Genomic DNA, 7,173 nt, shown 5'->3' on the forward strand with positions numbered 1-7,173 from the left:
CGCACGCTGAGCCGTGGCTCAGGCGCGCCGCGTCAGAACGACTCCCAATCGCTATCGTCTTGAGCTGCCACCGGGCCGCGCGCAGCCTTGGCCTTGGGGGCCGATGTGCTGGTGGGCGCCGCAATGGCGCGCGCTGCTGGGGTGGGCGGGGTGGCCGCACCCGTGCGGGCCAGGGCCTTGCGCACCGGTGGCGCCACCGCTGCAGGCCGTGCCGGTGCTGCTACCGGCTTGGGGGCTGGCCGGTGCTGCGCCGCAGTCGCCTGCATCGCCCGGCTGTGCTGCTCGTCCATCTGGAACACCGCCACCGCCTCGACCAGGCCGTGGGCCTGCTGGTTCAGGCTGCTGGCGGCAGCGGCCATTTGTTCAACCAGTGCTGCATTTTGTTGGGTGGACTGGTCCAGCTGGGCCACCGCGCTGCCAATGTGGCTGATGCCGCTGCTTTGTTCGCGTGTGGCGGCGCTGATCTGGCTGATCAAATCGGCCACCCGCGTGACTTCATCGACGATCTCGGTCATCGCGGTGCCTGCGGTGTTCACCAGGCTGGAGCCTGTTTCCACGGTTTCCACGCTGGCCTCGATCAGCCCCTTGATCTCCTTGGCTGCCTGGGCGCTGCGCTGCGCCAGGGTGCGGACTTCGCCCGCCACCACAGCAAAGCCGCGCCCTTGCTCGCCTGCGCGGGCGGCTTCCACGGCGGCGTTCAGCGCCAGGATGTTGGTCTGGAAGGCAATGCCATCGATCACGCTGATGATGTCGCTGATCTTGCGCGAGCTGGTGGTGATCTCGTTCATGGTGGTCACCACCTGGTGCACCACCGTGCCGCCATGCTCTGCCGCCGCGCGCGCTTCGGCCGCGAGCTGGCTGGCCTGCTGCGCCGTGTCGGCGTTTTGCTTGACGGTGGCGGTCATCTCTTCCATGGACGAGGCACTTTGCTGCAGGTTGCTGGCCTGCTGCTCGGTGCGGTGCGAAAGGTCGGTGTTGCCCGAGGCGATTTCCAGCGAACCCGCTTCGATCGACGTGGCCGACGCGCGCACGCGGCTCACGATGTCTGCCAGCGCCGTCTGCAGGTCGCCCAGCGACGCCAGCACGCTGTTGTCAGGCGCTGTGGCGGCACCGGGGACGGGGCCCAGGTTGCCGGAAGCCACCCGCCGCGCGGCTGCGCGCAAGGCAATCGGGTCGGCGCCCAGCGAACGCATCAGGCTGCGGTGGATGAGCGTGGCCAGCACGATGGCCGCCGCCACTGCGCCCAGCGAGCACAGGATCAGGATCAGGCGCTTGGCGCTGAAGCGCTCGGCCGATTTCTCAATCTTTTGCGCGCCCGATGTGGCGATCAGGCGCGAATACTCGGTCGTGGCGCTGATGAGCTGCTTGAGCAGCGGCTGGCACTCCGCGTTCATGCGCGCAATGGCTTCATCCTTTTGCCCGGCCAGCGCCTTGGCCACGATGTCGAGCGCAACCGGGCCGTACCTGGCTTCGAGTTGGTCGATTTTGTCGAGCAGCGCGCGTTCTTCTGAAGACACCCCAGGCGTGCTGGCAACGGCTTTTTTGAGCATGCCCAGGCGTTCCTGCACCCGGTCGTGGGCGGCTTTGACCGCCGTGGTTTCGGCCTGGATGTCCTCGGGGCTGTTCAGGATGATGAGGTTGCGTGCGGCAATAGCCCGGGCGCTGGCGGCTGCGTGCACGTCACGGGCCAGCCCGCCGCGGCTGAATTCATCGCTGACAAAGCTGTCGAAATCGCGCTGGGATTCGCTCAGGCTGACCACCGACAGGGTGGACACCCCGATGATGATCGCCACCAGAATCGAGAAGGCAATCGTCAGCTTGCGGGTGAGGGAGAGGTGGTGGAAGTTCATCGGGAAGTCCGGTTTGCGGGAAGGAAGGGCGCTGTGCTCCGTGCATGCCGTGCTTCAGGGCGGGCCATGGTGGCGCACCTGGGCTGCGCAGTCAGTAACGGTCGGATTGTGCGCCCCCGGGCCCTGATTTGCACGGCCGGGGGGCATCGCTGGGCAAATCGCTCAAGCACTGAGGAGATGCTTGCAGCCGGCCTGCAGAGGCGCTAACCGCTCACCGCCGCTGGCGGGTGCCCACGCCGGGCTCTGGGCATGGGTGGCCTTGTGTGATGCAGGCCGTTCAGGGGGCATTTCCCCAAGGGTGAACAATTTGCTACATGTTTAATAGCTGCTGGCGCTTATCTGCTGGGCGGTAGAAGCCAAAAAGATGGCATAAACGCCTCGGATGGCGCTCATCGGGCGCCCCTTTGCGGGCCACCGCCATCGCCTGTCTCTTGCCACCCCATGTTGACCTCTGCCCACGCGCCTACCCCGTCTCATCCGGCCTCGCCGCCGTCCGTTCCGCCGGGTGAGGAGCTGTTGGAATGGCGCCACCTTCAGTCCCACGATGTTCCACTGATCAGCCCCCGGGTGCGTTGGCTGCTGGCAGGCGGCCTGGCTGGCGTGGGCGCGCCAAAAGGCCTCTCGCCCAGAGCCCAGCCCGGCCTCCAACCTTTCCGCAACGCAGCAGCCGAGCGTGCCTTTGTTCAAAACCGCCCTGGCATTGGCGGCCGTGCTGTGGATGGCGTCGGTGGCCTTTGTCATCGAGCCCTTGCTGGTCCACTCCGCCCTGCTGGGCCGTGGTGACGCGTGGCGCACCCATCGCTTTGTCCTGTCCAGCGGCTGGGCCAAGCCCATCAGCCCCGAAGTGGTCCACATCCCGCCCATCGAGTTGCCCCGAACGCAGAGCCGCCTGGCCTGGATAAAGCCCGGCACCGAAGCCGAGCTGGCCACGGTGCAGGGCCGGTGGGGGCTGTGGATTTACAACGATGCGCCGCTGCGCGAACTGGCCACGCAGCAGGGCGTGCGCTGACCGCCGGGTGCGGCTGCCAGGCGCCACTGTCACACTGCATGCACCGCACTGTTCCAGCCGCGGCACTGTTGCGCTGGCCCGGTTGGCCCCATATTCACGGTATTGGCCGCCCGTTGGGGGTGGCGCATTCCACCAGGAGCCCTGCATGACATCGCCCACCACCGCTGCCACCGCCCCGCTGCCCGTGCTGCAAGCCCAGCCTCTGGGCCCGCTGTGGCCCACGATGGACCCGTTCCTTTTCTGCGCCCACCACGACGACGCCTACCCCGCAGGCGATGGCGCCTTTGCGCCCGCCGTGCCGCTGGAAGACCGCCAGATCGGCAGCGACTTCAGCCGCAAGGACGGCTGGAGCATGTACCACGGCGAGACCGTGCCCGGCTTTCCGGGCCACCCGCACCGCGGCTTTGAAACGGTGACGCTGGTGCGCAAGGGGCTCATCGACCATGCCGATTCGCTGGGCGCCGCCGCCCGCTTTGGCGGGGGCGATGTGCAGTGGGTCACGGCGGGCAAGGGCATCCAGCACTCGGAGATGTTCCCGCTGCTCAACGCCACCGAGCCCAATCCGCTCGAACTCTTCCAGATCTGGCTGAACCTGCCCGCCCGGAACAAGATGGTGGAGCCGCACTTCACCATGCTGTGGAACGAGCGCATTCCGCGCCTGCAGCACCGCGACGCAGGCGGCCACCTGACCACCGTGACCGTGGTGGCTGGCGCGCTGCCCGGTGCCGACGCACCGCTGAGCCCGCCGCCCGAGTCCTGGGCGTCCCAGCCGGAAGCCGACGTGGCCATCTGGACGCTGCACCTGGAGCCCGGTGCACGCTGGACTTTGCCCGCCGCCACCGGCCAGGGCACGCGCCGCATGCTGTACTACTTTGTGGGCGACGGCCTTGCGGTGGGCCCGCAGGCCATCCGCGGCCACGCGGCGCTGGAAGTGGTTGCCTCGCAAGACTGGGAACTGGTCAACACCGGCACCACCGCCGTGGAATGCCTGCTGCTGCAAGGCCGCCCCATCGGCGAGCCCGTGGCGCAGTACGGCCCCTTTGTGATGAACACCCAGCAGGAAATCATGCAGGCCATGCAGGACTACCGCCGCACCCAGTTTGGTGGCTGGCCCTGGCCTGAGAGCGACCCGGTGCACGGGCCTGAGGCGCGGCGCTTTGCGCGATACCCCGGCCAGACCGAGGACGAGGTGCCCAGCCCAGTGGACGCGCCTGGGATGGCCTGCATCACTCCCTGCGATCCGCGATAGCGCGGTCTCGGGCGGTCCGCTGTGTTGCTTTTCTTGCCAATAGCCGGGCTATTGGCTGCAAAAAGCGCCTTGCGGCCCATCCCGATCCGCACTATCACCGACTCGCGAAGGTGATACAGGACATCCCTTGGTGGAAAATCGGGCGCATGAACATCACCAAAGACTCCGCCGTCACCCTGACCTACAAGGTGACCACGCCCCAGGGCAAGCCCCTGGATTCGGGCAACCTGGCCTACCTGCACGGTGGCTACGAAAACATCTTCCCCAAGGTGGAAGCCGCGCTGGAAGGCCAGGCCGTGGGCTTTGCCACCACGCTGGACCTGGCGGTGGAAGACGCCTTTGGCGCGCGTGACGAAAGCCTGGTGCGCACCATTCCCAAGAGCGAGTTTCCGCCCGGCGTGAAGGTGGGCGGCCAGCTGCAAGGCGTGGGCAACGACGGACAACCTGCCGTGTTCAACGTGGTCAAGATCAAGGGCCCTGAAGTGCATCTGGACGGCAACCACCCCCTGGCGGGCCAGGCGCTGAAGTTCAGCTGCAAGGTCACCGCCGTGCGGGCAGCCACCGCTGAAGAAATTGCCCACCGCCATGTGCATGGCGCGCACGGCCACCAGCATTGATGCCAGGGTTTTCTGGCTGAGTCGCTGACGCGAACCCAGCGCATCGCCACCCCGCTCTGCCCCTTTGTTGGGCACCAGCCGGGTGGCTCTTTTTACGCCCGTGTTTCTTTGCCCGCAATGCGCCTGCGCGGCACGGTGGCTTCGGCCTCCACCATCTTCGCGCTGCGCTCGTGCGCCGTCTGCGCCAGCTCGGTGATGAGCGCGGCCTCGGGCAGGTTGTGCCAGTAGCGCGTGGGCATTTCCTTTTTCATCATGGTGAGCTTGAGCCGCGCGGGGTTGAAGATGTGGCGGTAGTAGGTGAGCCACAGCGCCTCGCCGGCATCGGGCGGCGGCGCGTCACTGCGCTGGGCGCCGGGGCCGGTGTGCAGATGCTGGCCGTCCCAGCGCACGCTGGCGTCGGGCGTGAGGATGGCCCAGCGCATTTGCGTGAAGCGGCGGATGAAGAAGCCTGCATTGGCCTCGGTGATGTAGTGGTCGGGCTCGAACCAGGCCATGTGCAGGGTGTTGCCATCCGGCTCCACCACGGGCCGAAAGCGCACAAAGGCGTGCATTTTGTGCATGTCGCGCCGCACGGCGCGGACCATGTGGTGGGCCTGCATGCGGTCTGCGTCCAGCGGGTCGTGCCGCGCTGCTCTTGCCATATCGCCGCCTTGCGCCATGCGCCACAGCAGGCGGTACATCAGCGCAAAGCGGGCGGGGTCGCGGTGCAGGATGAGCTGCTCGCACAGGTGCAAAAAGTCGGGGGGAACGCGCAGCGTGGGCGCATCGGGGGCTGGCGGTGGCAGGGCGTTGTGCCTGGCGGCCTCTGGAGCAAACAGATCTTCAGCGGCATCGGCCTGGCAGCGCCAGTCCACGGCGTGTGGCGGCACGCGGGCTTGCACCAGGGCGCGTGCGGCGGTGCGAAAGCCGGGCCAGTCGGTGGGGTGGTCGAGCGTGATGGTGTGGCGCTGCATGGCGTCAAAACAAACTGCGCTGCACCGGCGGCGGTGCCAGCTGCGCCGCCAGGTCAGCGGCGTCCAGCGCGCGCCCTGGCCGGTAGTCGGCCGCCTCCACAAAGGGCAGCACTTTCTTGAGGGGCACATGCAGCCGCGCCAGGTCGGCATGCCGCAGGCGGCGCACGCGGCGGGCGGCCAGCAGGCGGTCTACCGTTTGCACGCCAAAGCCGGGCACGCGCAGCAGCAGCTCGCGCGGGGCGGTGTTGAGGTTGACCGGAAAGCGCTCGCGGTGCGCCAGCGCCCAGGCCAGCTTGGGGTCCACATCCAGCGCCAGCATGCCGACCTGGTTGCCTTGGCTGGGCGGCACGATCTCGTCGTGGGTGAAGCCGTAAAAGCGCATCAGCCAGTCGGCCTGGTACAGCCGGTGCTCACGCACTGTGGGCGGCGCGGCCAGCGGCAGGGCGCGGGCCGCATCGGGAATGGGGCTGAAGGCCGAGTAGTACACCCGCCGCAGCCGGTGCACGCCGTACAGCCGCGCGCTGGTGGCGAGGATGGTGCGGTCGTCCGTGGCATCGGCCCCCACGATCATCTGGGTGCTCTGCCCGCCGGGCGCAAACAGCGGCGCGCTGGCCCGGCGCGTGGTGCGCGACTGTGGCATCGACACGATGGCCTGTGCGGCTTGCTCTTTACGTGCCGCGCGTGATTCACCAATGTGCATGGCCATGCGGGCCATGGACCGGTCGATGGCGGCGCTGTTTTTCTCGGGCGCCAGCGCCGACAGACTCTCGGCCGTGGGCAGCTCGATGTTGATGGACAGGCGGTCGGCATAGCGGCCCGCGCGCTGCATCAGCTCGGGCGATGCGTCGGGAATGGTCTTGAGGTGGATGTAGCCGCGAAAGTCGTGCTCCTCGCGCAGCACGCGGGCCACCTCCACCACCTGCTCCATGGTGTAGTCGGGGCTCTGGATGATGCCGCTGGACAGGAACAGCCCCTCGATGCAATTGCGGCGGTAGAAATCGAGCGTGAGCTGCACCACCTCATCGACCGTAAAGCGCGCCCGGGGCACGTTGCTGGTCACGCGGTTCACGCAGTACAGGCAGTCGTACTGGCAGAAGTTGGTGAGCAGAATCTTGAGCAGCGAGATGCAGCGCCCGTCTGGCGCGTAGCTGTGGCAGATGCCCATGCCCTCGGTCGAGCCCATGCCGCGCCCGCCCACCGAGTTGCGCGGCGCAGCGCCGCTCGATGCACACGAAGCGTCGTACTTGGCCGCATCGGCCAGGATGGCGAGTTTGGATTGCAGGTTCACTGTATGAATTTAAGGGGTATCTATTTAGCTCCAGTGACGTGAGAATAGCTGGATGGAAACCCAGATGCTAACGCCAACTCCTGGACGGGACTACCCCCGCACCTGGAACGAATTTCTTGACTGGTTTGCCACCGAAGAGGCTTGCCAGGCGTTCCTGGAGAAGCTTCGGTGGCCCCAAGGCTTCGTCTGCCCGCGTTGCGGCAACGC

7 protein-coding genes are annotated in these 7,173 nt (G+C 67.3%); 4 read left to right on the forward strand and 3 right to left on the reverse strand.

The window, feature by feature from the left end:
• Positions 1-32: 32 nt before the first annotated feature.
• Complete coding sequence (locus tag IHV84_RS20685) at positions 33-1,850, reverse strand: methyl-accepting chemotaxis protein (RefSeq protein WP_198847000.1); 1,818 nt, start codon at positions 1,848-1,850, stop codon at positions 33-35.
• Positions 1,851-2,523: 673 nt separating this feature from the next.
• On the opposite strand from IHV84_RS20685, the gene IHV84_RS11805 reads away from it, so the two are divergent.
• From IHV84_RS11805 to IHV84_RS11815, 3 genes are all read left to right on the forward strand, one after another.
• The gene (locus tag IHV84_RS11805; RefSeq protein WP_156445065.1) at positions 2,524-2,859 is read left to right on the forward strand and encodes a hypothetical protein; all 336 of its coding nucleotides are present in this window, start codon (positions 2,524-2,526) and stop codon (positions 2,857-2,859) included.
• Positions 2,860-3,004: 145 nt separating this feature from the next.
• Positions 3,005-4,108 carry a pirin family protein gene (locus tag IHV84_RS11810; RefSeq protein WP_198847001.1) on the forward strand — a complete coding sequence of 368 codons (1,104 nt, stop codon included), beginning with the start codon at positions 3,005-3,007 and terminating at the stop codon, positions 4,106-4,108.
• 146 nt (positions 4,109-4,254) lie between these two features.
• Positions 4,255-4,725, forward strand: a complete 471-nt coding sequence (locus tag IHV84_RS11815; RefSeq protein ID WP_044397661.1) for a peptidylprolyl isomerase — start codon at positions 4,255-4,257, stop codon at positions 4,723-4,725.
• Positions 4,726-4,817: 92 nt separating this feature from the next.
• Here the strand turns inward: IHV84_RS11815 and IHV84_RS11820 are convergent, their stop codons facing one another.
• Together IHV84_RS11820 and IHV84_RS11825 are read right to left on the reverse strand one after the other, a co-directional pair.
• Positions 4,818-5,678 carry a TIGR03915 family putative DNA repair protein gene (locus IHV84_RS11820; RefSeq protein ID WP_198847002.1) on the reverse strand — a complete coding sequence of 287 codons (861 nt, stop codon included), beginning with the start codon at positions 5,676-5,678 and terminating at the stop codon, positions 4,818-4,820.
• Between the two features lie 4 nt (positions 5,679-5,682).
• Positions 5,683-6,966, reverse strand: coding sequence for a putative DNA modification/repair radical SAM protein (locus IHV84_RS11825; RefSeq protein WP_198847003.1), 1,284 nt, complete (start codon positions 6,964-6,966; stop codon positions 5,683-5,685).
• A 52-nt stretch (positions 6,967-7,018) separates the two neighbouring features.
• Between IHV84_RS11825 and IHV84_RS11830 the strand changes: the two genes are divergently transcribed.
• The coding region (locus tag IHV84_RS11830; protein WP_198847004.1) for a transposase at positions 7,019-7,173 on the forward strand (155 nt) is incomplete at its 3' end.

The organism is Acidovorax sp. IB03, from assembly GCF_016406015.1.
Taxonomy (GTDB): domain Bacteria; phylum Pseudomonadota; class Gammaproteobacteria; order Burkholderiales; family Burkholderiaceae_C; genus Acidovorax; species Acidovorax temperans.

Excerpts from the sequence above, each read along its gene's own strand:
- IHV84_RS11820 (WP_198847002.1), bottom strand. The coding sequence starts at position 5,678 with ATGCAGCGCCACACCATCACGCTCGACCACCCCACCGACTGGCCCGGC.
- IHV84_RS11815 (WP_044397661.1), top strand. The coding sequence starts at position 4,255 with ATGAACATCACCAAAGACTCCGCCGTCACCCTGACCTACAAGGTGACC.
- IHV84_RS11810 (WP_198847001.1), top strand. The coding sequence starts at position 3,005 with ATGACATCGCCCACCACCGCTGCCACCGCCCCGCTGCCCGTGCTGCAA.
- IHV84_RS20685 (WP_198847000.1), bottom strand. The coding sequence starts at position 1,850 with ATGAACTTCCACCACCTCTCCCTCACCCGCAAGCTGACGATTGCCTTC.